The organism is Nonomuraea pusilla (assembly GCF_900109355.1).
Taxonomy (GTDB): domain Bacteria; phylum Actinomycetota; class Actinomycetes; order Streptosporangiales; family Streptosporangiaceae; genus Nonomuraea; species Nonomuraea pusilla.
This window is the reverse complement of sequence record NZ_FOBF01000006.1, coordinates 1-23,944: the sequence shown is the minus strand read 5'-3', so window position 1 is coordinate 23,944 and position 23,944 is coordinate 1. Positions and strand designations below refer to the sequence as shown.

22 protein-coding genes are annotated in these 23,944 nt (G+C 74.4%); 12 read left to right on the top strand and 10 right to left on the bottom strand.

What is annotated here, in order from left to right; genetic code table 11:
- Window positions 1-96: 96 nt before the first annotated feature.
- A complete protein-coding gene (locus BMX74_RS14485; protein ID WP_055503671.1) occupies window positions 97-1,110 on the bottom strand; it encodes an alpha/beta hydrolase in 1,014 nt (337 codons plus the stop codon).
- Between the two features lie 159 nt (window positions 1,111-1,269).
- Between BMX74_RS14485 and BMX74_RS14480 the strand changes: the two genes are divergently transcribed.
- The 5 genes from BMX74_RS14480 to BMX74_RS14460 all read left to right on the top strand — a co-directional run bounded on the left by BMX74_RS14480 (window position 1,270) and on the right by BMX74_RS14460 (window position 4,672).
- On the top strand, window positions 1,270-2,004 hold the full coding sequence (locus BMX74_RS14480; RefSeq protein WP_055503672.1) for a dienelactone hydrolase family protein: 735 nt from the start codon (window positions 1,270-1,272) through the stop codon (window positions 2,002-2,004).
- 184 nt (window positions 2,005-2,188) lie between these two features.
- Complete coding sequence (locus BMX74_RS14475) at window positions 2,189-2,680, top strand: cupin domain-containing protein (protein ID WP_055503673.1); 492 nt, start codon at window positions 2,189-2,191, stop codon at window positions 2,678-2,680.
- Window positions 2,680-3,327, top strand: coding sequence for an ArsR/SmtB family transcription factor (locus tag BMX74_RS14470; RefSeq protein ID WP_055504116.1), 648 nt, complete (start codon window positions 2,680-2,682; stop codon window positions 3,325-3,327). The genes BMX74_RS14475 and BMX74_RS14470 overlap by 1 nt, the downstream gene beginning before the upstream one ends.
- A 26-nt stretch (window positions 3,328-3,353) precedes the next feature.
- Complete coding sequence (locus tag BMX74_RS14465; RefSeq protein ID WP_063792132.1) at window positions 3,354-3,965, top strand: TetR/AcrR family transcriptional regulator; 612 nt, start codon at window positions 3,354-3,356, stop codon at window positions 3,963-3,965.
- Complete coding sequence (locus BMX74_RS14460; RefSeq protein ID WP_091100824.1) at window positions 3,962-4,672, top strand: phytanoyl-CoA dioxygenase family protein; 711 nt, start codon at window positions 3,962-3,964, stop codon at window positions 4,670-4,672. The genes BMX74_RS14465 and BMX74_RS14460 overlap by 4 nt, the downstream gene beginning before the upstream one ends.
- Window positions 4,673-4,729: 57 nt before the next feature.
- Here the strand turns inward: BMX74_RS14460 and BMX74_RS14455 are convergent, their stop codons facing one another.
- On the bottom strand, window positions 4,730-6,955 hold the full coding sequence (locus BMX74_RS14455; protein ID WP_091100822.1) for an MMPL family transporter: 2,226 nt from the start codon (window positions 6,953-6,955) through the stop codon (window positions 4,730-4,732).
- A gap of 98 nt (window positions 6,956-7,053) precedes the next feature.
- Between BMX74_RS14455 and BMX74_RS14450 the strand changes: the two genes are divergently transcribed.
- Complete coding sequence (locus tag BMX74_RS14450) at window positions 7,054-7,590, top strand: TetR/AcrR family transcriptional regulator (protein ID WP_055503677.1); 537 nt, start codon at window positions 7,054-7,056, stop codon at window positions 7,588-7,590.
- A gap of 48 nt (window positions 7,591-7,638) precedes the next feature.
- Here the strand turns inward: BMX74_RS14450 and BMX74_RS14445 are convergent, their stop codons facing one another.
- A complete protein-coding gene (locus BMX74_RS14445) occupies window positions 7,639-9,786 on the bottom strand; it encodes a serine/threonine-protein kinase (RefSeq protein ID WP_143078660.1) in 2,148 nt (715 codons plus the stop codon).
- 107 nt (window positions 9,787-9,893) lie between these two features.
- A complete protein-coding gene (locus tag BMX74_RS44945) occupies window positions 9,894-11,375 on the bottom strand; it encodes a protein kinase domain-containing protein (RefSeq protein ID WP_091100818.1) in 1,482 nt (493 codons plus the stop codon).
- On the opposite strand from BMX74_RS44945, the gene BMX74_RS44065 reads away from it, so the two are divergent.
- From BMX74_RS44065 to BMX74_RS14430, 3 genes are all read left to right on the top strand, one after another.
- Window positions 11,374-11,526: a hypothetical protein gene (locus BMX74_RS44065; protein WP_177227343.1), complete on the top strand. Its 153-nt coding sequence runs from the start codon at window positions 11,374-11,376 to the stop codon at window positions 11,524-11,526. The two genes, BMX74_RS44945 and BMX74_RS44065, sit on opposite strands and share 2 nt — an antisense overlap.
- Window positions 11,527-11,589: 63 nt before the next feature.
- The gene (locus BMX74_RS14435; protein WP_055503680.1) at window positions 11,590-12,402 is read left to right on the top strand and encodes a HipA family kinase; all 813 of its coding nucleotides are present in this window, start codon (window positions 11,590-11,592) and stop codon (window positions 12,400-12,402) included.
- Window positions 12,399-12,776 (top strand): DUF3037 domain-containing protein, encoded by a 378-nt coding sequence (locus BMX74_RS14430; RefSeq protein ID WP_055503681.1) that lies wholly within the window; start codon window positions 12,399-12,401, stop codon window positions 12,774-12,776. The genes BMX74_RS14435 and BMX74_RS14430 overlap by 4 nt, the downstream gene beginning before the upstream one ends.
- A gap of 14 nt (window positions 12,777-12,790) precedes the next feature.
- Here the strand turns inward: BMX74_RS14430 and BMX74_RS14425 are convergent, their stop codons facing one another.
- The 4 genes from BMX74_RS14425 to dxr form a co-directional block, all read right to left on the bottom strand.
- The gene (locus BMX74_RS14425; RefSeq protein ID WP_091101182.1) at window positions 12,791-13,633 is read right to left on the bottom strand and encodes a GNAT family N-acetyltransferase; all 843 of its coding nucleotides are present in this window, start codon (window positions 13,631-13,633) and stop codon (window positions 12,791-12,793) included.
- A 36-nt stretch (window positions 13,634-13,669) separates the two neighbouring features.
- A complete protein-coding gene (locus BMX74_RS14420) occupies window positions 13,670-15,349 on the bottom strand; it encodes an alpha/beta hydrolase (RefSeq protein ID WP_091100815.1) in 1,680 nt (559 codons plus the stop codon).
- A 191-nt stretch (window positions 15,350-15,540) separates the two neighbouring features.
- Window positions 15,541-16,695 (bottom strand): flavodoxin-dependent (E)-4-hydroxy-3-methylbut-2-enyl-diphosphate synthase, encoded by a 1,155-nt coding sequence (gene ispG / locus BMX74_RS14415; protein WP_055503683.1) that lies wholly within the window; start codon window positions 16,693-16,695, stop codon window positions 15,541-15,543.
- 40 nt (window positions 16,696-16,735) lie between these two features.
- Window positions 16,736-17,923 carry a 1-deoxy-D-xylulose-5-phosphate reductoisomerase gene (gene dxr, locus BMX74_RS14410; RefSeq protein ID WP_420538130.1) on the bottom strand — a complete coding sequence of 396 codons (1,188 nt, stop codon included), beginning with the start codon at window positions 17,921-17,923 and terminating at the stop codon, window positions 16,736-16,738.
- Window positions 17,924-18,043: 120 nt separating this feature from the next.
- Here dxr and BMX74_RS45575 point away from each other — a divergent pair, with 120 nt between their 5' ends.
- Complete coding sequence (locus BMX74_RS45575; protein ID WP_256256952.1) at window positions 18,044-19,300, top strand: trypsin-like serine peptidase; 1,257 nt, start codon at window positions 18,044-18,046, stop codon at window positions 19,298-19,300.
- A 105-nt stretch (window positions 19,301-19,405) separates the two neighbouring features.
- On the opposite strand, the gene BMX74_RS14400 is transcribed toward BMX74_RS45575, so the two are convergent.
- Window positions 19,406-20,833 (bottom strand): aldehyde dehydrogenase family protein, encoded by a 1,428-nt coding sequence (locus BMX74_RS14400; protein WP_055503684.1) that lies wholly within the window; start codon window positions 20,831-20,833, stop codon window positions 19,406-19,408.
- 290 nt (window positions 20,834-21,123) lie between these two features.
- On the opposite strand from BMX74_RS14400, the gene BMX74_RS14395 reads away from it, so the two are divergent.
- A complete protein-coding gene (locus BMX74_RS14395) occupies window positions 21,124-21,747 on the top strand; it encodes a TetR/AcrR family transcriptional regulator (RefSeq protein WP_055503685.1) in 624 nt (207 codons plus the stop codon).
- A 36-nt stretch (window positions 21,748-21,783) separates the two neighbouring features.
- Here BMX74_RS14395 and BMX74_RS45570 read toward each other — a convergent pair whose 3' ends face one another.
- Window positions 21,784-23,163 carry a helix-turn-helix domain-containing protein gene (locus BMX74_RS45570; protein ID WP_256256951.1) on the bottom strand — a complete coding sequence of 460 codons (1,380 nt, stop codon included), beginning with the start codon at window positions 23,161-23,163 and terminating at the stop codon, window positions 21,784-21,786.
- Between the two features lie 243 nt (window positions 23,164-23,406).
- Between BMX74_RS45570 and BMX74_RS14385 the strand changes: the two genes are divergently transcribed.
- Window positions 23,407-23,661 carry a hypothetical protein gene (locus tag BMX74_RS14385; protein WP_091100813.1) on the top strand — a complete coding sequence of 85 codons (255 nt, stop codon included), beginning with the start codon at window positions 23,407-23,409 and terminating at the stop codon, window positions 23,659-23,661.
- The last annotated feature ends 283 nt before the right edge of the window (window positions 23,662-23,944 follow it).

The window sequence follows — 23,944 nt, the reverse complement described above, 5'->3', positions numbered from 1 at the left end:
GCCGTTTCACGCCGGGCACGGCCGCCTGTCGCCGTCGGGATCGTCAGCATCGGCGTGACGGCGTTCATGGGGACGTCAGGAGCGACCGGAACCCTGTCACGTCCGGTAGGCGCGTTCGAGCGCCGACAGCCTCGCCTCCCTGGACCTCCTGCTCAGCGCCGCCTCCGGCACGAACATGTCGGAGCCGTGGAACGCCCCCGGGTACAGGTGGAACTCCGTGGACACCCCGGCCTGCGCGAGCCGCAGCGCGTAGTCCACGCACTCGTCCCTGAAGACCTCCAGCTCGCCCACGTCCACGAAGGCGGGCGGCAGCCCGGTGAGGTCGCAGGCCCTGGCGGGCGCGGCGTACGGGGAGACGTCGTCGCCGCCCGCCGCGTCGCCGAGCAGCGCGCGCCAGCCGAAGAGGTTGGCGGACCTGTCCCAGACGATCGCCTCGGCGAAGGCGTGGCTGGACGGCGTGGTGTTGCGGTCGTCCAGCATCGGGCAGACGAGGAGCTGGAGCACCAGGGCGGGGCCGCCCCTGTCGCGGGCGAGCAGCGCGGTGGCCGCGGCCAGCCCGCCTCCCGCGCTCATGCCGCCGAGGGCCAGCCGCGCCGGGTCGATGCCCAGCTCGGCGGCGTTCTTGGCGGTCCAGGCCAGGCCGGCGTAGCAGTCCTCGACGGGGGCCGGGTGCGGGTGCTCGGGCGCCAGCCGGTAGTCCACCGAGACCACCACGGCCCCGAGGCGCTCGGCGTACTCGACCATGAGCGCGTCGTCGGCCTCCGGCGCGCCGAAGATCATGCCTCCGCCGTGGATCCAGTACAGGCCGGGCGCGCCGGGCGCGGCGTCCGCCGGGTGGTAGACGCGTACGCGCACGTCCGGCTGCCCCTCGGGGCCGGGGACGAGGCGGTTCTCGACGGCCACCCGGGAGCCGGGCGGCGCTGCCTCCGCCATCAGCGCGTTGATCTGGGCGCGCTGCGCGGCCAGTTCCTCGTACGTCAGCGAGGCCAGGTCGACGGCGGGCAGTGGCATGCGTTCGAGCGCGGCACGCAACTCCGGGTCGAGGTTGGGGTGGTGGCCCGGATGGCCGGCCGGGAGACCGGCGGGCTGGTCGAGAGGCTGGTCCGGCATGCGGGTTCCTTTCCACGGTGTGCTGCGGCTACCCCCGATCCTCTGAGCCAGGCGCCCGTACGGCAAGATCCGGCGCGGCCCGCCGGTCACGACGGCACTCCGGGCGGGGCCGCCCGTCCGGCTGGGTAGGGGCCCCGGCCTCGGGGCATGGTGAGGGTCATGTGCCACTCCACTGACAGCAGGCCGCCCGCCCCGCCGGTACGGGGCCCGGTGGCCGCGCACGAGCAGACGGTGCTGACGTCCGCCGACGGCAACCGGTTCCTCGCCTACCGCGCGGAGCCCGCCGAGCCGAACGGCCGGGCGGTCGTGATCCTGCCCGACGTCCGCGGCCTGCACCCGTTCTACCGCGATCTCGCGGTCCGGTTCGCCGAGGCCGGCTTCCACGCGCTGGCCATCGACTACTTCGGCCGCACGGCCGGACTCGGCGACCGGGGCGACGACTTCGAGTACCAGCGACACCTGAAGCAGGTCACCAACGACCAGGTCAGGCTGGACGCGCGGGCCGCGACCGAGGCGCTGGCGGGGCGGGGCCCGGTGTTCACCGTGGGCTTCTGCTTCGGCGGGGCCCAGTCGTGGCGGCAGGCCATGGAGGGCAACGGCCTGGCGGGCGGCGTCGGCTTCTACGGGGCGCTGCGCGTCATCGGCGAGCCGGAGTCCGGGCCTGGCGCGCCGCTGCTCCTGCTGCGCGGCGGGGCGGACAGGGTCTCGACGCCGCACGACTTCGACGCGTTCACGGCCGCGCTGGACCGGGTCGGCACCGAGCACGAGACCGTGGTCTACGACGGGGCGCCGCACTCGTTCTTCGACCGCTCGTACGCGGAGTGGGAGGACGCCTGCCAGGACGCCTGGCGCCGCATCCTGTCCTTCACCGAACGCCACGCCCAGCCCCGCTGACCACCGAGGCGGCCGCGCGCGACCGCGCGCGACCGCGCCGGCACGCGGGGCCGCGCCAGCATGCGGGGCCGCGCACCACGGCGGCCCTGGTGCCATGGCCGGCCCCTCCCGCCCCGGCCCTGACCTCCCGAGCGCTCCTAGAACCCTTATTCTAAGGAACCTTGGAATATGAGAGGAGAAGCGCATGTCCTACCCCCAGCCCCGCTATCTCGGCGACACCGGCGAGGCGTCCGGCACGTTCCGCCCGGCCTCCACCCCGCCCGAGCTGACGATGCCGAGCGGCACCCGGGTCCACTACCTCGGCACCGGCGGCTCCACCGGCGGCGCGTACGGCCTGTACCGGTGGGAGATGGGCCCCCGCACGGGCGGCGCGTCGCCGCACTTCCACCGCTCGTTCACCGAGTCGTTCTACGTGCTGTCCGGCACGGTGCGTCTCTACGACGGCAAGCGGTGGGTGGACGGCGTGCCGGGCGACTTCCTGCACGTCCCCGAGGGCGGCATCCACGCCTTCGGCAACGAGTCGTCCGAGCCCGCCTCGATGCTCATCCTGTTCACGCCGGGAGCCCCCCGGGAGGAGTACTTCGAGACGCTGGCGGAGGTCCGGGCGGCGGGGCGGGAGCTCTCGCCGGAGGAGTGGACCGAGCTGTACCGCCGGCACGACCAGTTCATGGTGTGATGCCCAGGTTCGCGGAGGAGCCGGTCTACGAGCAGCTCGCCCGGATCGGCAAGGCTCTGGCCAGCCCGGTGCGGCTGCGCCTGCTCGACGTCCTCGACCAGGGCGAGCGCACGGTCGAGGAGCTGGCCGAGGCGTCGGGGGTGCCGTTGAAGAACACCTCGGCCCAGCTCCAGCAGCTGCGCGCCGCCCACCTGGTGACGTCCAGGAAGGACGGCACCAGGGTCCGCTACCGGCTGGCCGATGAGCAGGTGTCGCGGTTCCTGGGGCTGCTGCAGGGGTTCGCCCACGAGCGGCTGGCGGACCTGCGGGCGGCGGTGCGCGACCGGCTGGGCGCGGCGGAGGGCGTCACGGCCGCCGAGCTGGCCGCCCGCCTGGCCGATCCCGGCACGGTGGTGGTGGACGTCCGCTCGGCCTCCGCGTACGCCGAGGGCCACATCCCGGGCGCGGTGTCGGTTCCGCTGGCCGAGCTGGAGGACCGCCTGGCGGAGCTGCCGCGCGACGCCGAGATCGTGGCGTACTGCGGGGGGCCGTACTGCGCGGTCTCGCCCCGGGCGGTGCGGCTGCTGGCCGGGCACGGGTTCCACGCCCGTTCGCTGGAAGGGGGGCTGACGGGCTGGCGGCGGTCGGGGCACCGGCTTGACGGTTGAGTTGAACTCAACTAACAATGGTGGCCGTGGATTCCCTGTCCGCGCGCGCCGAGGCGACGCGCCACAAGCTGCTCGAGGCCGCCGCCGCCGAGCTGATCGAGACGGGGGACGTCGAGGTCGCCGCCGTCGCGAGGCGGGCCGGTGTGAGCGTCGGGCTGCCGTACCGCTACTTCGAGACCCGCAGCGGGCTGATGAGCGCGCTGCTCGGCGACTTCTACGACCGCCTGGTGGCCGACACCGTGCTGACCGGGTTCGAGGGCGAGACGTGGCTCGACCGCTGGCGGGCGCAGGTCGTCACCTGGGTCGAGCGCGTCTACCGCGACCCGCTCGCGCCGGTGGTGCTCGGCCGCATGGTCGGCGACGCGCAGGTGGCCGCGATGGAGGCCCGCTGCTTCAGCCAGGTCGTCGAGCTGGGGGTCAAGCACGTGGCCGCCGGCCAGGCCGAGGGCGCGCTCGCGCCCGGCCGCGACCCCGAACTGCTGGCGTCGGGCGTCGTCGGCGGCATGCGCGCCATCTTCACCGTCGTGCTGGAGCGCGACCCGCGCCCCGCCCTGGACGAGGTGGTGCGCGAGGTGTGGGCCTTCACCGTGGCCGCCCTCGGCGCCGCGCCGCAGGCGGAGCGGGAGCCCCGGCCGTGACGCCCATGACGGCCCTGCACCGCGACGGCTTCCTCGTGCTGCCCGGCCTGCTGCCCGACCCGGCCAGGCGCGACGTCCGCGACCGGCTCGCGCCGCTGCTCACGACCTTCCCGTCGCACCCGGTCAGGCACGCCTTCGGCGTGCTCAACCACACCCGCGTCCTGGACGACCTCATCGAGCACCCCGCCGTGCTCGCCCTGCTTGACCGCCTCCTCCTGCCCAACTTCCTGCTCTCCCAGGTCGAGGTGGTCGAGACGCGGGGCGGCGCGCCCGCGCGGAAGCCGTACCCGGACGACCGGCACTACCCGCTGCGCCGCCCGCGTCCCGCGCTGTCCGTCGCCGCCCTGTGGACGGTCTCCCCCGGAGCCCCGCTCACCGTCTGGCCGGGCAGCCACCGCTGGCCGGAGGGCCGCACGCCCGACGCGCCGGGGGTGCCGCTGAACCCGCCGCCCGGCTCGTGCGCCGTCCTGCTCGGCACCCTCTGGCACGGCAGGGCCGCCACGCCGGAGCACGGCCCGGCCGGCCTCACCGTCACCGCCCACTACTGCGAGCCGTGGCTGCGCACGCGGGAGGCGTTCACGCTCTCACCCGGGCGTGACGTGGCCCGCATGGTGTCGCCGCGCCTGCGCCGCATGCTGGGCTACAGCGTCCACCCGCCGGACATGGGCCTGGTGGACGGCATGCACCCGCACGTCCTGTTCGCCTGATCCCGGCCGCCCGGTGGAACGCTCCAGCCCTGCGTGCCCGCCCCGGCGGGCCGCCGGTCAGGAGCCCACCGGGGCGACCGGGCGGGCTTCCTCGGCGGCGGGGGCGGGGGCGTCGTCGTCCTCGTGGCCCTCCACCGACAGGTTCGGCAGCACCCGGTCGAGCCAGCGGGGGCACCACCAGTTCCACCGGCCGAGCAGCACCATGGTCGCGGGCACCAGGAAGCCCCTGATGAGGGTGGCGTCCACGGCGATGGCCACCGCGAGCCCCACGCCGAACGTCTTGACGAGCGGGTCCGGGTAGGCGATGAACGCCACGAACACCGCCACCATGATCAACGCGGCCGAGGTGATGACACGGCCGGTCGAGCCCAGCCCCTCCGCCACCGCGCGGGCGTTGTCGCCGTGCCGCTGGAACGCCTGCCGCACCGCCGTCAGCAGGAACACCTCGTAGTCCATCGACAGCCCGAACAGCACCGCGAACAGCATCAGCGGCACGTAGCTCTCGATCGGCACCGAGAAGAAGATCGTCTGCAGGTACGAGGAGTTGACGGGCGGATCCATGCCGACCAGGCGGCTGCCGAGCCCGATGGAGAAGACCAGGGCGAGCGCGCCGAAGGCGGCGCCGAGCGAGACGAGGTTCATCAGCGCGGCCTTGATCGCGACGATGGGCGCCCTGAACGCGAACAGCAGGAGCATGGCGCTCAGCAGCACGACCACGCCGATGACCAGCGGGGTGCGCTCCGACATGCGGCTCGCGGCGTCGGCGAGCGCGGCGACCTCGCCGCCGACGTGCACCCGCACCCCCGGCACGTCGATCTTCCTGATCGCGCGTACCACGTCGAGGGCGCGTGAGTCGCTGGGCGCGTACTCGCTGATCGTCTGGATGAGGACGGCGGTGTGCGAGCCGTTCAGCTTGGCGGCGGCGACGTGCGCGACGCCGTCCACCGCCTCGACCGCGTCGCCGAGCCGCCGTACGGGCTCGGCCTTGGCGTCCTTCACCGGCGCCGGCAGCTCGGCCACCACGAGCATCGGACCGTTGGAGCCGGGGCCGAAGCCGCTCGCCATCAGCTCGTACGCGCGCCGCGACGGCGAGTCCTGCGCCGCGTACCCCTCGTCGAGCGGGCCGAGTTTGAGCGCGAGCGCGGGCGCGGCGAGGGCGCCGAGCACCACGACGCTGCCGATCAGCACCCGCCAGGGACGCCTGGCCACCCACGCGCCGAGCGCGCCCCAGCCGGAGCCGGCGGCGCCGCGCCGGCCGAGCAGCGGCACCCTGAGCGCGTTGATCCGGTGGCCGAGCAGCCCGAGCAGGGCGGGGACGAGGGTGACCGAGGTGAGCACGGCGGTGACGACGGAGATGCCGGTGATCCAGCCGAGGGTCCGCAGCAGGGGGAAGCCGCCCAGCATGAGGGCGCTCAGGGCGATGATCACGGTGCCGCCGGCGAACACCACGGCGCCGCCGGAGCTCGCGACCGTGCGCCGCACCGACTCGTGCACCGGCACGCCGTCGGCCAGGAGCTTGCGGTGGCGCGACAGGAGGAACAGCGCGTAGTCGATGCCGACGCCGAGGCCGATCATCGTGGCCATGATGCCCGCCTGCTTGGGCACGTCCAGGACGTGGCCGAGCAGGCCGATCACGCCGAGGCCGGTCGCGACGCTGACCAGGGCCGTGAAGATCGGCACCAGGGCGGCGGTGAGCGTGCCGAACGCGAACACCAGCACCAGCAGCGCGCACACCACGCCGATGATCTCGCTGGGCCCGGTCTTGATCTCCTTGTCGGCGGGGGTGGAGCTGTCGGCGGCCACGACCTCCAGGCCGGCCGCGCGGGCCGGATCGGCCGCCTTCGACAGCGTCTGCGTGGTCTCGGCGAGCTTCGCGGGGTCCTGGCCCTGCATGCGGACCGTGATGAGCCCGATCTGCAGGTTCGAGGAGATGCCGCCGCGCCGGTACGGGGTGTCCACCCCGACCACGTGCGGCATGGTCCTGAGCCGGTCGATCGCGTCCTCGACGGCCTTCTTGCGCCGTTCCTCGACGAGCAGGCCCTCGGGGGAGTACACGAGGAGCTGCACGGTGCCGCCGGTGTCGTAGCCGGCGCCGAAGCCGCTCTTCATCAGGTCGTGGGCGCGCTGCGCGTCGGTGCCGGGGATCGACACGTCGTTGCTGACGGGGCTGCCGAGGACGAGGCTGCCGCCCATGAGTCCCACGGCCGCGAGCACCCATAACGCCAGGACGAGCCGCCCGCGCCGCGCGCACCAGCCGCCTAGCCGCCCGAGAAACCGCGTCATCGTCCCTGCTCCCACTCGACGGCCGTCCTGTACAGTCGTACAGGACTACGATAAAACGGAATAATCCGGAAGGCTGTAGCGAGCACGGAAATGAGACGATGACCACAGCCGACGACACCCGCAGCCGGATCCTCGCCGCCGCCAGGGAGCTCTTCGCCGAGCGCGGCTACGCCGCCACCTCGCTGTCCGACATCGCCGCCGCCGTCGGCCTCACCAAGACGGCCGTCGCCTACCACTTCCACCCGAAGGACCGCCTGGCCTCGGAGCTGCTGGCCCCCGCGGGCGAGGACATGATCACGTTACTCGGGGCCGACGCGGGCGACCGCGAGGAGCTCGTCACCGCCCTGGTGTCCTTCGCCGCACGGCACCGCGCCGTGATCCGGCTGCTCCTCGAAGACCTCGCCGGCAGCGACGACGCCCCTCCCGGCTCCCCGGGCGAGGCGATCAGGACGTTCCGGAACGAGATCTTCAACCGCCTCGCCGGCCCCGACCCCGACGGCCCGGCCAGAGTCAGGAGCTGGGCCCTGCTCGGCGCCCTGCAGTGGGGCGTCGCCCAGACCATGAACCTCCCCGAGGAGGAGGTCGAAACGGCCCTCCTGGAGGCCGCCCGCGCCATCCTGCCGCCGGCCGGCTAGCCCGCCGCTCCCGAGATCCGCCGGCCGCCGTGCGAGGCTCGCGGCCGGTCAGTCCGCCGAGGGCGGCGTCCGGCCCGGGTCGCCGGGGTCGTCAGGCTCCGGTTCCGACTGCGTCGCGACGCCCACCGTCACCACCACCGTCGTCCCCGGACCTGCGCACGTCCCGGCCCGCACGCTCTGCGCGAGGATCACGTCCACGCGGGAGGCGTCCTCCACCGGCCGGCTGCGCACCCGTACGGTGAAGCCCGCCGCGACCAGCTCCGAACGGCCCTCCGCCAGGGAGCGGCCCGTCACCGGCGGCACGGGAGCGCCGTCGCGCGCCACGACCAGCCCGACCGGCGTCCCGCCCGCGACCCGGGTGCCCGCCCCCGGCTCCGACGACAGCACCCGCCCGTCCTGCCCGGCCGAGCACGACCGCGTCACCGGTCCGGCCGTCAGGCCCGCGGCCGTCAGCGCCGCCTCCGCCTCGTCGCGCGACATCCCGGCGACCGCGGGCACCTCCAGCCCGGCCGAGACCGTCAGCGCCACCGCCGTCCCCTTCGCCGCGGCCGCGCCCGCGGCGGGAGCGCTGTCCAGCACCCGGCCGACCGGCTGCGGCGAGTCCACCTCGGTCACCCCGCCGGACGCCAGACCGGCCCGCTTGATCGCCCGTGCGGCGGCGGCGCGGTCCAGGCCCTCCAGCGGCGGGACCGCCACCGTCACCGGGGCCGCCGGGGTGGCGGTGCCGCCGGGGGCGGGGCGCGTCGCCGGAGGCTTCAGCCCGCTGGCCGGCCTGGTGCCGCCCTGCGTCTCCCCCGCCTTCCGCGTGTCCCCCGTCTTCCTGGGCGGCGCCGACGTCTCCGGCGTCCTGCGCGTACGGGTGCCGCCGTCGGCCGGGGTGACCGTCACCGTGGACCGCGGCGGCGCGGCCACCGCCTGCGACGCCGCGCCGACCCTCCCGAGCGTGGGGGCGATCACGGTGAGCAGGACGACCGCGGTGACCAGCAGCGCCGCCGACACGGCCAGCGCCGCCCGCAGCCACCCGCCGTCCTGGAGCGCTCCAGCCACCCACCCCCGGCCACCGCCGGAGGCCCCCCGCCCGCCGGCCCCAACGGGGAAGGAGTGAGCGCCGGAACCGTCCTGAGCACCGCCCTCCCGGGCGGGATCCGCGGAGACCTGGCCCTCCGGGACGCCGCCGCCTGAGGCACGCCCGTCCTGAGCGCCGCCGTCCGTGGTCCCGGGGTCAGGGGCGGGGCTGGCGAGGTGGTAGGCGTGCGGCGCGCCCGTGGCCTCTGGCTCGGCCAGCGCCATACCCGGCGCGACCGGCCCGGCGGGAACGACCGGCACGTCGTCGTCCCAGGACGACCGCGGCCCGACCGATGCGGACGGGCGTCCCCGCAGCACGGCAGGAACCCCGTCACCGGCGTCGCCCAGCAGGGCGAGCAGCAGCTCGCTGCTGGTCGGCCGGTTCCTGGCGTCCTTGTCCAGGCAGGCCGCCACCAGCTCGCGCAGCCACCCGTCGAGCCGTCCCAGCTCGGGTGGCGCGGTGAGGATGCGGTGCAGCACGGGCGCGACGGAGTCCTGCCCGAACGGCGCGCTCCCGTTCGCCGCGAAACACATCGTGGCACCCCACGAGAAGACGTCGGCGGCCCCAGTGACGGCCAGCGCCGTGATCTGCTCGGGCGCCATGTACGCCGGCGTCCCCACACCCCGCCCGCTGACCGTGGCCGCCGCGTCGAGCGCCCTGGCCAGCCCGAAGTCGATGACGCGCGGCCCGTCGACGCCCAGCAGGACGTTCTGCGGCTTGAAGTCCCTGTGCACGATGCCGGCCCGGTGGATCGCGGCGAGCGCGGTGGCGGTGCTGACGGCCAGCCGTTCCAGCGCGGCGCCGCGCCGCGGCCCGGTCAGCACGACCTCGCGGTGCAGCGACGGCCCGTCGACGTACTCGCTGACGATGTACGGGCGCCCCTCGTCGAACCCCGCCTCGATCACCTGGGCCGTGCAGAACCGCGCGACGTGCTTGGCCAGCTCCACCTCCCGCAGGAACGCCGCCCGTTCGTCGCCCAGCGTCCCGTGCAGCAGCTTGACCGCGTACGCCTCGCCGTCCCTCCACCCGAGGTACACCAGGCCCTGACCGCCCGCGCCGAGGCGCCCGGACAGCGCGTACTCCCCGAGCCGCCGCGGGTCCCCCGTCATGAGCGGCTGCGCCGTTGGCACGGGGCGCCTCCCCTCGCCGCCACCCCTTCCTGCCTTCCACTGAAGGCAACGGGCGGCGCCCCGTCAACGCGTGCGGCGCAATCGCCACCTGACCGTGACACAGCCGGTCAGGGCGTGCGCGAGACCTTCCCCGAGTAGGCGGGCCGGTCGTCGCCGTCGCGGCTCACGGTGAGGGTGAGCTGGTTGTCGCTCTTCGTCCGCGCCAGCCGCAGCGTCCCGGGGTGGCACTGGTCGCCCTTGACGGCGGCGAGTGTGAAGGTGAGGGCGTCGCCGGCCGGGTGGAGCCGGGCGGAGCAGTGCAGGTCGGACCCCCAGCGCATGGTGGACGTCCCTCCGCCCGAGATCCGCAGTTCGAGGGGGAAGACCCGGCCGGCGGAGGGGTGCTCGGCGGCGCCGGTCCAGACGCCTTCGAGGGAGGGGGCGGGCGTGTCGCGCGGCCAGAGGGCGGCCCCGGCGGCGGCCAGCGCGACGACCACGGCGGCCAGCCCGGCCTGCCAGGGCCGCACCCGCCTCCGCCGCCCGCCCGTGGTCGGCCCGGGTGTCATGGTCCGCCCGGCGTCCGCGTTCGGCCCAGCGGTCGGCCCAGCGGTCGGCCCAGCGGTCGGCCCAGCGGTCGGCCCAGCGGTCGGCCCAGCGATCGGCAGGGCGTCCGCCTGCCGGTGCCGCGTGACGTTCTCCGGCCCGGCGGCGTCCGGCCCGGCGGCGGCTTCCGGCCTGGTGACGGGGATGCCGTCCGGCCTGGTGACGGCGATGGCGGCCCTCGCGCCGGACGTCAGCACGTCGCCCCCGGCCTCCTGCCCCAGCAGGCGCCCCAGCACCTCCTCGGCGCCCGGCCGGTCGCCCGGCTCGGGGGCCAGGCAGGCGTCGACGATCTCACGCAGCGTCCCGGACAGCACCCCCAGGTCGGGCTTGCCGTACAGGATCCTCGCCAGGGTCTCCTGGTACGTCTCGGCCGCGTACGCCTGCCTGCCGTTCGCCGTGTACGCCACGGTGAGCGCCCACGCCCACAGGTCGGCCGCGGGCCCGGCGGGCTCGCCCTTGATCCGTTCGGGCGCGAGGTAGGCGGGGGTGCCGACCGGGATCATCCCGGAGGTCGCCGCGGTGTCCACGAGCCTGGACACCCCGAAGTCGATCACCCGGGGGCCGTCGAGGCCGAGCAGCACGTTCGCCGGCTTGAAGTCGCGGTGCACCACCCCGGCCCGGTGGATGGCGCCGAGCGCGGTGGCGGTGCCGATGGCCAGCCGGTCGAGCGAGCCGCCGAGGCGGGGCCCCCTCGCGGCGACGTGCTCACGCAGCGACGGCCCTTCCACGTACTCGCTGACCAGGTACGGACGGTCGCCCTCCAGGTCGGCGTCCAGCAGCTGGGCGGTGCAGAACGGCGCGACCCTGCGCACCGCCTCGACCTCGCCGAGGAACCTGCGCCGCGCCTCGGAGGAGCCGGACAGCCCCGCGTGCAGCAGCTTCACCGCGACCTGCGCGCCATTGGGCGAGCAGCCGAGGAACACGACGCCCTGGCCGCCCTGGCCGAGCCTGCGCAGCAGCCGGTACGGGCCGAGCTGTCGAGGATCGGCGGTTCGCAGATCGGACATGACGCGCCATTATCGCAGGATCACCCGCGACCGGATCTACGAGGCCGACTCCGAGGCAGACTCCGAGGCCGCCTTCGAGGCCGACTCCGACGCCGACTCCGACGCCGCCTTCGTGCAGCCGCTCCGCCCCGCCCGGCCCGCGCGCCGCTGACGGCCGGCCCGGCAGCCCGGCTCCGCGACACCGCTGCCCCCGCGCAGGCGATAGCCTCATGTCGTGCTGGAAAAGATCGCGGCCACCCGCTACGTGACCCCGCTGCGGGAGGGCGGGTCGCTGCCCGGCGTCGTCGAGGCCGACGACCTCGGCACGTACGTCGTGAAGTTCCGCGAGGCCGGCCAGGGCCGCCGGGTGCTCGTCGCCGAGATCATCGCCGCCGAGCTGGGCCGCGCGCTCGGCCTGCGCACGCCGGAGCTCAAGCTCATCGACCTCGACCCGCAGCTCGGCGCCCGCGAGCCCGACGAGGAGGTGCAGGACCTCCTCAAGGCGAGCAGCGGCCTCAACCTCGCCGTCGACTTCCTGCCTGGCGCGCTCGGCTTCGAACCGCTCGCCTGGGTGCCCGACCCGCTGTTCGCGGCCAGGGTGGTGTGGTTCGACGGCCTGATCCACAACATCGACCGCACCTGGCGCAACCCCAACCTGCTCGTCTGGCACCGCGACATCTGGCTCATCGACCACGGCGCCGCGCTCTGGTTCCACCACAACTGGAAGACCGCCGACCCGCAGCGGCCGTTCGACGCCGGCGACCACGTGCTCGCGCCGTACGCGGGCGACCTCGCCGCGGCGGGCGACGAGCTCGCCGGGCGGGTCACCCGCGAGCTGCTGGAGACGGTCACGGCGCAGGTGCCCGACGAGTGGCTCGACGGCGAGCCCGGGTTCGCCGCGGCGGCGGACGTGCGGGAGGCGTACGTCGACCATCTGCTGCGGCGGGCGCACGGGCCGCGCGCCTGGCTGACGAGGGCGGAGCAGGCTCCGCGGCCGGCGGCGGGCCCCGGCTCGGTCGGCGAGTTCTGGCGTGGAGGCGGCAGGTGACCAGGGACGTCTACGAGTACGCGGTGATCCGCGTCGTGCCGAAGGTGGAGCGCGGCGAGCTGATCAACGCGGGTGTGCTGCTCTACTGCCAGCCGCGCGGCTACCTGTGCGCCAGGGTCGAGCTCGACCCGGCCCGCCTGCGCGCCCTCGACCCCACGGCCGACGTGGACGAGGTGCGCAGGGCCCTCGGCGCGTACGAGCTGGCCTGCGGCGACGAGCCGGGCCCGCTGGCGGCCGAGCCGCTCGGCGGCAGGTTCCGCTGGCTCACCGCGCCGCGCAGCACCATCGTGCAGACGGGCCCGGTGCACGCCGGGCTGACCGCCGACCCCGGCACGGAGCTGGCCAGGCTCTTCGACAAGCTCGTCCGCCTGTAGCCGGCCAGGGGCGTTCAGAAGAGCACGGACATGAAGGTGTCGACCTCGCGGAAGCCGACCTTCCTGTAGACCGCGCGGGCCGGCTGGTTGAAGTCGTTGACGTACAGCGAGACCACCGGCGCGAAGCAGGCCAGCGCGGCCTCCACGACCGCCGCCATGCCGCCTGCCGCGTAGCCGCGGCCGCGCAGCTCGGGCGCCACCCAGACGCCCTGGATCTGGCACGCCTGCGGCGTGACCGCGCCGATCTCCGCCTTGAAGACCACCCGGCCGTCCTCGATGCGGGCGTACGACCTGCCGATGCGGATCAGCTCGGCAACCCTGGCCCGGTAGAGCGCGCCCCCGTCGCCGAGGTTGGGCGAGACGCCCACCTCCTCGGTGAACATGGCGACGCAGGCGGGCAGCAGGATGTCGAACTCCTCGGGCCGCACCCTGCGCACCAGCGGGTCGGCCGGGACGGCCGGCTGCTGCGAGGTGGCCATGACCGGCTGCGCCCACCGGATCGCGCGGGCACTGCCCCAGTACGGCTCCAGCCGCTCCCACAGCAGCGAGACCGCGTCGACCGGGCCCACGATGGACGAGCAGCGGCGCCCCTGCTTGCGCGCCCGGTCGGCGAACGCGTGCACGGCCTCCGGGCCGGCGTTGACCGGCACCATGTTGGCGCCGGCGTAGCAGAGCGAGGCGAGCCCGCCGCGCGGCCCGAATCCCCACATCTGCCCCCCGAGCCGGGCCGGGTTGAGTCCGACGGCCCGTACGCGGGAAGACACGAAGACGTTCGCGACCGGGTCGGAGTCCAGCAGGGCGAGGACCTCGTCCCGGTCGCTGTCGTCGAGCACGCGCGACGCCGATGTACGCAGCATCACATGGTCAGACTACGCGAAGGGGCACCGATTAGCTCATCCTGCGAGAACCTCCGTGAGCCTTTCCGCGCCCGTCCTTTTCACGCCTGCCCTTTTCACGCCCGCCCTCTCCGTGCCCGCCCTTTGCGTGCCCGCCCTTTGCGTGCCCGCCCGGCGCACGGCCTTGGGGGCGGCGGCCTTGCGTGCCGCCGCCGCCCTGGGAGCCGCCTGCGCGGCGCACGTCATGTCCCTGGCCGGCAGCGTGCCGTCGGCCAGGTACGCGGCGAGCCTGGCGTCGACGCACCGGTTGCCCGCCAGGGAGACGCCGTGGTTGCCGCCCTCCTCGACCACCATGCGCGCCTTCGGGAAGAGCCTGCGCATGGTGAGCGCGCCCTCGTACGGCGTGGCGGCGTCGCGGCGCGACTGGATCATGAGCGTCGGCGGCAGCGACGGCGCGCCCTGCACCTTGACCGGGGTGCCGCCCGGCGTCGGCCAGAACAGGCACGGCGCGTTGAACCAGGCGTTCGGCCAGGTCATGAACGGCGCCCGGTGGTGCAGCCTGGTCATGTCGGCCCGCCACTTCGGCCACGAGCGCGGCCAGGCCGCGTCGCGGCACTGCACGCCCAGGTAGACGGCGTAGCCGTTCTCGTCCTCGAGATCGGTCTTGCCGTGCTTGTTGAACGCGTCCACGAGCGGCTTGGCGTCGCCCCGCCGCCGGTACGCCGACCAGGCGGCGGCCAGCTCGGGCCAGAGCCTGTCGCTGTAGCCGGCCATGGTGAACGTGTCGTCGAGCTCGCTCGGGCCCACCACGCCGCCCGCCGGACGGGAACGCAGCCGGTCGCGCATCGCGTAGTAGGCCTCCGACGTCTGCCCCGGCGTCGCGCCGAGGTGGTAGACGGCGTTGTTCTTGGCCGTCCAGGCGAGGAAGTCGTGGTGCCTGCGCTCGAACGCGCGGTCCTGGGCCAGGTTGGCGCGGTACCACACGGCCGTGGGATCGACCGTGCTGTCCATGACCATGCGGTCGACCCGGTCCGGGAAGAGCGTGGCGTACACGGCCCCCAGGTAGGTGCCGTACGAGTAGCCCAGGTAGCTGATCTTCTCCTCGCCGAGCGCCTCACGGACGACGTCCAAGTCTCTGGCGGAGTTCTCCGTCGTCAGGTACGGCAGGAACCAGCCCCACTGCTGACCGCAGCGGGTCGCGTAGTGCTTGGCCCTGTCCAGCAGCGTGCGCTCCTCGGCCGCGTCCTGCGGCACCGCGTCGGGCCGCGGCGCCCGGTAGTAGGCGTCGGGGTCGACGCAGTGGAGCGACGGCTGGCTGCCGCCCACGCCGCGCGGGTCGAGCCCGACCACGTCGTACCGCTCCCCCAGGCCGTTCGGCAGCCCCGCCGACACCAGCGCGGCGAGCTTGCGCCCCGACGCGCCCGGTCCGCCCGGGTTCACCACCAGCGTGCCGAGGTGTTCGGGGCCGCTGGCGACCTTGGCCTTCACCCGGTTGATCGCCACGCTGATCGAGCGGCCCCCCGGGTTGCGGTAGTCGAGCGGAACGCGCACGCTCGCGCACTCCACGTCGGCCAGCTGGAGCTGGCCCCCCTCCTTCGGGCAGGGCCCCCACGCCACCTTCTGCCGGCCGGCCTCGGCCGTCACGCTCATGCTCGCGTCGGCCGCCCGGGCGTCCACCGGCGCCAGCCCTCCGGCGAGCACCGCGATCCCGGCCACGACGCCGGCTATCCGCTTCACCAAGCCTCTCCCCCTTGCTCATAGGCTGTGGCGATGCTCCCGGAGCGAGGACGCCGTCACGTTCCGTATGAGCGAATGCTTGCCACCCTGTCATCAACAGATTGCACACCGTAACGACACCCTGCTCACACGGCAAGGCCCGGCCCCCGCGCAGGGGACCGGGCCTGGGTCGCGCAGGCGCGCTCGGGTGGTCAGCCGACGGTGACCTCGGGGCCGTCGCCCTCGGGGTCGACGCCCATCTCCTCGGCCATCCGCAGGGCCTCCTCGATCAGGGTCTCGACGATCTGCGACTCCGGCACGGTCTTGATGACCTCGCCCTTGACGAAGATCTGCCCCTTGCCGTTGCCGGACGCCACGCCGAGGTCGGCCTCGCGGGCCTCGCCGGGGCCGTTCACCACGCAGCCCATGACCGCCACGCGCAGCGGCACCTTCAGCCCCTCCAGGCCGGCCTGGACGCGCTCGGCCAGCGTGTACACGTCGACCTGCGCCCGCCCGCACGACGGGCAGGAGACGATCTCCAGGCCGCGCTCGCGCAGGCCCAGGGACTCCAGGATCTGCGTGCCGACCTTGACCTCCTCGACGGGAGGCGCGGACAGCGACACCCGGATGGTGTCGCCGATGCCCTCGGCCAGCAGCGCGCCGAACGCGACCGCCGACTTGATCGTGCCCTGGAACGCCGGCCCCGCCTCGGTGACACCCAGGTGGAGCGGGTAGTCGCACTGCTCGGCCAGCAGCCGGTACGCGTTGATCATCACGACCGGGTCGTTGTGCTTGACCGAGATCTTGATGTCGCGGAACCCGTGCTCCTCGAACAGCGAGCACTCCCACAGCGCCGACTCGACCAGCGCCTCGGGCGTGGCCTTGCCGTACTTCTGCAGCAGCCGCGGGTCGAGCGAGCCGGCGTTGACGCCGATGCGGATCGGGACGCCGTGGTCGGACGCCGCCTTGGCGATCTCGCCGACCTTGTCGTCGAACTTCTTGATGTTGCCCGGGTTGACCCTGACCGCCGCGCAGCCCGCCTCGATGGCGGCGAAGACGTACTTGGGCTGGAAGTGGATGTCGGCGATGACCGGGATCTGCGACTTCCTGGCGATGATCGGGAGCGCGTCGGCGTCGTCCTGCGACGGCACGGCCACGCGCACGATCTGGCACCCGGACGCGGTCAGCTCGGCGATCTGCTGGAGCGTGGCGTTCACGTCGGCGGTGACCGTGGTGGTCATCGACTGGACGGAGACCGGGGCGTCGCCGCCCACCGGCACGCTGCCGACCATGATCTGGCGGGAACGTCGGCGTTCGGCGAGCGGCCTGGGGCGAACCGTCGGGATGCCAAGTGCTACAGAGGACATTTCAACCCTTAGGTGTGACGACGCTAACCAGTTTAGGTAGCTATCGGGACTGACCGGCTGTGAGTTCGGCCGCACGGGCTCGGGCCCATGTGTCGGCCGCGAGGACCTCCTCGACGCTGGAGGCCGGGGTGACGTCGTGCTCCTCGACCACCTTGGCGACGGTATCGACGATCGACAGGAAGGGCAGCTCGCCGCGCAGGAACGCGTCGAGGCACGCCTCGTTGGCGGCGTTGTAGACGGCCGGCGCGGTGCCGCCCGCGGCGCCGACGTGCCTGGCGAGCGCGACCGCCGGGAACGCCTCGTCGTCGAGCGGCTCGAACGTCCAGGTGTGGGCGGTGGTCCAGTCGATCGCGGGGGCCGCGCCGGGGACGCGGGCCGGGTGGCCGAGCGCGAGCGCGATCGGCAGCCGCATGTCGGGCGGGCTGGCCTGGGCGATGGTGGAGCCGTCGACGTACTCGACCATCGAGTGGACGACCGACTGCGGGTGCACCACGACCTCGATCCTGTCGAAGCCGATGTCGAACAGCAGGTGCGCCTCGATGACCTCCAGCCCCTTGTTGACCAGGGTGGCGGAGTTGACCGTGATGACCGGCCCCATCGACCAGGTGGGGTGCGCGAGCGCCATCCGGGGCGTGACGTCCGCCATCTCCTCGCGCTTCATCCCCCTGAACGGGCCGCCGCTCGCGGTGATGACGAGCTGCTTGACCCGCGCCGGGTCGTGGCCGTCCGGCCCGGCCGCCCACAGGCACTGCTGCACGGCCGAGTGCTCGGAGTCGACCGGGAGGATCTGGCCGGGCGCGGCCAGCCGCTTCACCAGCGGCCCGCCGATGATCAGCGACTCCTTGTTGGCGAGGGCCAGCGACCGGCCCGCCTCCAGGGCGACCAGCGTGGAGGTGAGGCCCAGCGCCCCGGTGATGGCGTTGAGCACGACGTCGCAGCCCCACGCCGCCACCTCGGCGACCCCCTCGGGCCCGCCGAGGACCTTCGGCGCCGCGCCGAGCGCGGCGAGCGCCTCCTTCAGCGCGGGCACGGCGGAGGCGTCGGCGACCGCCACGGCCTCCACGCCGAACTCCGCCGCCTGCCTCGCCAGCAGGTCGATGCGGCCTCCCCCGGCCGCGAGCGCGGTGACGGCGAAGGCGTCGCGGTTGGCGGCGATGACGTCGAGTGCCTGCGTGCCGACCGAGCCGGTGGACCCCAGCACGACGACGGAGCGGTGGATCTCATGCACCCGTCCATTCTCCCCGCTGCGGGAGCGCGATCTGACACGCCCCGCGATACCGCCGAGGGTCCCAGGAGATTCACCGAAAGTAGTCACGAGAACACGGCTCGTGGTGCACACTCGGGGGCCATGACGTTGAGCACCCCCCTGCTTGCGGCCGTGCCGCTCGTCGCGGGCCTTCTGGGGCCCGCCCTCGTCGGCGCGGCCCCCGCGCCGGGGCACGCCGGCCCCGCCGCGTCCGCCGGCCCGGCCCGGCGGTCCGACGTCGTCGAACACGTGGCCGCGCGCAGCTCCGAGGAGGAGCGGCGCGTGCTCGCCTACTGGACTCCCGAGCGCATGGCGGCCGCGCTGCCCATCGGCCTGCTCGCCACCCTGACGAAGGGCGGCCTGCTCGACCGCGTGACCGGCGGCAGAGACACCGTCCTGCCCAGCCTCGGCAGCGGCCACGGGCCTGTCGGCCTCGGCGACGGCGGGCCGAGCGCCTCCGGCGGCGAGCGCGCGCCTTCCGTCCCTGGCGGCGGGCCTGGGCCTGCCGGTCTCGGGGGTGGTGCCTCGCTTCCCGGCCCCGCGGGCCATGGCGGTGCCCGCTACGCCCCGGGCCGCTACACCCCGGGCCGCTCCTCCCCGAGCCGCGGCGACGCGCGGCCGGCCGCCGAGCCGGGCGCGCCGCGCGGGTCCGCCCACGCGGCGCCCTCCGCCAGGACGCCCGGCTCCCCCTGGATGACCGGCGGCGCCGTCGCCAGGACCACCGGCCGGGTGTTCCTCACCGTGGCCGGCGCCGACTTCGTCTGCTCGGCCAGCACGGTCAGGAGCGCCAACAAGGACCTCGTCGTCACCGCCGGTCACTGCGTCAAGGACGGCGCGGGAGCATGGGCCGAGAACTGGACGTTCGTCCCCGGGTACGGGCTCGACGGCGACCGCCCGTACGGCCAGTACGCCGCCAGGCGCATGTTCGTGGCAGGCCCGTGGTCCCGCTCGGCCGACGACAACCACGACGTCGCCATGGTCGTGCTGTCCACCTGGAGCGGCAGGCACGTCACCGACGTGGTCGGCGCCCAGGACATCGGGTTCAACGCCGGGCGCGGCGGCCAGGCGTTCGGCTTCGGCTACCCCGCCGACCCGCCGTACGACGGGGAGCACCTGGTCTACTGCGCGGGGCGGCTGCGCGACGACCCGTACAAGCAGACCCGCGACCAGGGGCTGGGCTGCGACATGACGGCGGGCTCCAGCGGCGGGCCGTGGCTGACCGGCTTCGACCCCGCCACCGGCCAGGGCACGATCACGTCGCTGAGCAGCTTCAAGTACAGCGACGACCACCGCACGATGTACGGCCCCTATCTCGGCGACACCGCCAAGGCCCTCTACCAGGCGGCACAGGACGCCTGACCTCCGTCGCCCGCGCGGAGGCGGGAAGGCAGGAGGCGGGCGCCGTCCCGTTCGGGGGCCGGCGCCCGCCTCCTGCCACCTCGGTGGCTCAACGTGCGGCGCGCGTCAGAGCGTCAGCCCGGTCAGCACCATGACCTTCTCGTACGTGAAGTCCTCCATCGCCGAGCGCAGGCCCTCGCGGCCGATGCCGGAGTCCTTGACGCCGCCGTACGGCATCTGGTCGGCGCGGTAGGACGGCACGTCGCCGATGATCACGCCGCCGACCTCCAGCTCCCGGTTGGCGCGGAAGGCGGCGTCGAGCGAGCGGGTGAACACGCCCGCCTGCAGGCCGTACTTCGAGTCGTTGACCATGGCGTACGCCTCGTCGATCGACGCGGCGGTCTGCAGGATCATGACCGGGCCGAAGACCTCCTCGCAGGCCACCTTGGCGTCGTGCGGGACGTCGGCCAGCACCGTCGGGGCGACGGTGGCGCCCTCGCGGGTGCCGCCCGCGAGCACGCGGGCGCCTCCGGCCACGGCCTCGTTGATCCACTGCTCGACGCGCTCGGCGGCGGCCTCCGACACGAGCGGGCCCACCTGGGTCTTCTCGTCGGCCGGGTCGCCGGTGACGAGCGCGGACACGGCGGGCAGCAGGCGTTCGACGAACGCGTCGTAGACCGGCTCCTCGACGATGACCCGCTGGACGGCGATGCAGCTCTGGCCCGCCTGGTAGTTGGAGAACAGGGCGACGCGCTGCGCGGCCCAGTCGAGGTCGGCGTCGGCCAGCACGACGGCGGCGGCGTTGCCGCCCAGCTCCAGCGTGACGTGCTTGCGCGGCACCTCGTCGGCGATGGCGTACCCCACGGGCGCGGAGCCGGTGAACGACACGATCGGCAGGCGCGGGTCGTGCACGAGCGCGGAGGCGCGCTCGTTCTCGACCGGCAGCACCGAGAACATGCCGGCGGGCAGGTCGGTCTCCGCCAGGATCTCGCCGAGCGCCAGCGCCGACAGCGGCGTGGCGGGCGCAGGCTTGATCACGACGGGCGCGCCGACCGCGATGGCGGGCGCGACCTTGTGGGCGACGAGGTTCAGCGGGAAGTTGAACGGGGTGATCGCGAGCACGGGGCCCTTCGGCACGCGCGAGACGTAGGCCAGGCGACCGGCGGCGGCGGGCTCGGTGTCGAGCCGCTGCACCTCGCCGGACCAGCGCCGGGTCTCCTCGGCGGCGAAGCGGAAGGTCGCCACGGCACGGCCGACCTCGCCGCGGGCCCAGAGGATCGGCTTGCCGTTCTCCGCGCTGATGAGCTGGGCCAGCTCCTCGGCCCGCTCCGACAGGCGGCGCGCGACGTGGGCCAGCGCCTCCGCGCGTACGTGCACGGGCAGCGCGGCCGCCTGCTTGGCCACCCCGTGGGCGGCGGCGACGGCCTCCTCGACCTGAGCGTCGGTCGGCACCGAATACCGGCCGACCTCCCGACCGTCGTGGGGATTGGTCACGGGGAGTTCGGAGTCGCCGGTCGCGGGGCGTCCGGCGAGCCAGAAGGTACGCACGTCCATGCCTAGACGTTATGCGACGTCAGCCACCGGGGATTTACACCAGGGTGCACAACACTCCCACGAGGGCTCACCGATAAGTACAAGCCCCGATGTATACCCATGATGTAACAGAAGTAGACCTAATTCTGGATGTTTACCGTGCGGACTGGTTTGAGCGATCTCCGCTCTGGCTAAGTCATCCGATGCGGGTCTCCAGCGCGGCGGGCCCCCGAGCAGAAAGGCGTGGGCCCCGTGACCGAACGGCGTGAGGTCACAAGGACGCGATGGTCCTTGGCAGCAAGGGAGGTCTCATGACCTCGGTGCCGCTGGGGTTGCAGGGCGCATACCTCCTCGGCGAGCGCGCGAGCCACGACGAGATGCGGTCACGCCTGCTCGACGTGGCCGTGAACCTGCTCCAGAGTGACGGCCCCGACAGCCTCACGATGCGCAGGATCGCGTCCGAGGCCGGATGCACGACCACCGTCATCTACACGATGTTCGGCAGCAGGGAGGGCCTGGCCGAGGCGCTGTACCTGGAGGGGTTCGAGCGGATCCGCCGCTTCCTCGAAGCGGTGCCGCAGCGCAGGGACCCCCTCGAGTACCTCACCGCGCTCGGCCCCGCCTACCGCCAGGCGTGCGTGGCCGAGCCCGGCTACTACAGCCTCATGTTCGAACGCGCCATCCCCGGCTTCGAACCGAGCGAACGCGCCAGGACGCTCGCCCGCGCCGCGCTCAACATCCTCGACCGGGCCATCGCCGACTGCATCTCCTCCGGGCAGCTCATCCCGACCCAGCCGCGCCAGATCGCCGACGCCCTGTGGGCGGCCGCGCAGGGCGCCATCAGCCTGGAACGCGCCGGCCACCTGCGGGACGGGCACACGTACGAGGCGGTCACGACCGCCGTCGTCTGCTGCTACCTCACCGACAGAAGGTAGCGCCGCCCCCGACGCCGCACCCCGGCGGGCCGGGCGTCAGGCGCGGGCGGCCTGGAGGGCGAGCCAGAGTTCGGCCCGCACCCCCGGGTCGTCCAGGTCGCGGCCGAGCAGCTCGGTGACCCGCTTCATCCGGTACCTGAGCGTGTGACGGTGGATGCCGAGCCGCTGCGCCGCCGCGTCCCAGTGTCCGTTGCAGCTCAGGTACGCGTGCAGCGACTCCACCAGGTCGGCCCGGGAGCCGTACGCGGTGAGCGGCGCGAGCAGCGCGGACGAGAACGCCCGCGCGGCGGCCGGGTCGAGCAGCGCCAGCAGCCCCTGCCCGGCCAGGTCGGCGAACCTCACGACCCCGGGGCGGCGGCTCTCCCGCGCGCGGCGCGCCTGGTCGAGCGCGGTACGCAGCCCGTCGTACCCGCAGGGCGCGCTCATCCCGACCGTCCCTGGCACCTGCGCCGCCACCCGCTCCGCCACCGGCTGCGCCACGAGCGCCACCACCACCCGCCCGGCCGCTCCCTCACGCCCCTCGCCCGCCGCCTCCCGCTCCTGACCATGCCGTACGGCTCCTGCGAGACGCGCCTCGGCCCGCTCAGGACGGGGAACCGACTCGACACCACGCACCCCGGACCGCGCAGCCCCGGAAACCGGCTCCACGCCTTTCGGGCCGGACCGCACACCTCCGGAGACCGTCTCCCCGCCGCCAGGACCGGACCGCCCAGACCCCGAGACCGGCTCGCCGCTCGGGCCGGACCGCCCAGACCCCGAGACCGGCTCGCCGCTCGGGCCGGACCGCCCAGACCCCGAGACCGGCTGCACCCCGCCAGGACCGGACCACGCAGGGCCAGGGGTCGGCTCCATGCCGCTCGGGCGGGGCCGCCCAGGGCCAGGGGCCGATTCGGCAACGCCCGGACCGGGCAGCCCAGGGCCGGTCCGGGCAGGGTCGGTCCGGGCAGGGCCGGTCGCCCGCTCCACGCCACCCCGGCCGCGTACAGGGCCTGAGGCCGGCTCCACCGCGCCGGGGGCGGGCGGTGCGGTCTCCTGGACCGGTGGGCGCAGGCGGGCGGCGAAGGCGAGGGGTTCGAGGACGTCGAGCGCGTCCGCGTCGGCCGCCAGGACGACCAGCGGCTCGTGCGGCACCCGCGTGCCGAGCGCCGCGAGCACCGCCCCGGCCCGGGCCTCCTCCCCCGCCAGCAGCAGCTCCAGCGCGGCCGAACGCACCTGGCGCTCCGCCTCCGACTGAGCGCTGCCACGTTCCAGCGCCAGGGTGAGCAGCGAACCGGCGGCGTTGATCACCGTGTGCGCCACCGGCGAGAACGGCCGGGAAGCCCCCACCGCGAAGAACCCCCGCGGCCTGGCCCCGCCGCCCAGCGGCTGCACCACGATGTGCTGCCCGGGAGCCGACAGCGCCAGACTGGCCGGCAACCGATCCCGCCCCGGGCCCGTACCGGCAGAACCCCCGACAGAGGCCGCCCTCCCGGCAGAGGACTGCGTCCCGGCAGAGGCAGGTTTCCCGGCCAAACCCGGCTTCCCAGCGGAGGCCACCTTCCCGACGGAGCCAGGCTTCCCAGCGGAGGCCACCTTCCCGACGGAGCCAGGCTGCCCGACAGAGCCAGGCTTCCCGGTGGGCCCTCCGCCGACAGCGGCAGCGGCAGCGGCCCTCACGCCGTGCAGCCCACCGCCTGCCCGCGCGCCGCCGCCCTCCTGGACACCGCCGCCCTCCCGGGCGCCTTGACCTTCCCGCGCGCCGCCACTCTCCCACAGGCCTTCACCCTCCTGGCGGCCTTCACCTGCGCCCGCGCCGTCGCTCTCCCGCGGGCCTTCACCTTCCCGCGGGCCTTCACCTTCCGGGGGGCCTTCACCTTCCGGGGGGCCTTCGCCTTCCTGCGGGCCGAAGCGCTCCTGTCGGGCCCCCTCTCCTGACAGGCGGGCGCCGTCCGAGGAACAGGCGTCGTCAAGGAGGCGGTCGTCGGGGGCGCGCCACCCCTGCGCGCTGACGACCGCGCGCCCGGAGGGCTCCGCCGGGATGACGCCCGCGCCCGGGACGCCCTGGGACGGCCCGGTGTCACCTGGGGCCCCAGCGCCCCGAGCCGCAGGGCCGCCTCCGGAATCAGGGCCGTCCGCGGCTGCTGGGTTCTCGGGGGGTGCTGGGTTGTGGGGGGGTGCTGGGTTGTGGGGGGGTGCTGGGTTGTGGGGGGGTGCTGGC